This window comes from Flavobacterium xizangense (assembly GCF_054075145.1).
Genome location: NZ_JBSIPG010000299.1, coordinates 1 through 240, shown reverse-complemented (window position 1 = coordinate 240; position 240 = coordinate 1). Strand labels below are relative to the sequence as shown.

General features: G+C 33.3%; 1 pseudogene. It reads right to left on the bottom strand.

What is annotated here, in order from left to right:
* Positions 1-240: pseudogene (locus tag ACWA1B_RS23515) on the bottom strand (hypothetical protein); the annotation flags it as partial.

Below are 240 nucleotides of genomic sequence, written 5' to 3'. Positions count from 1 at the left end.
ATGCTACATTACATGCATAAAAATACAAAGTTATAAATTTACCATCTTTTCGTGCCTGTTTCCAAGCTTCGCTTTTTTGTGACATCATAGCATCAAATTCTTCGGCAGTTGTAGCAATTTGCTTTTTACCATTGTCATCATAATATTCGATACCTCTAGAGCTTGCATGTCCAAATACAGTAAAAATTCCATCACCTTCTACATATTTGAAATCTTTTGGAACTCTATGAAATGCTGAAC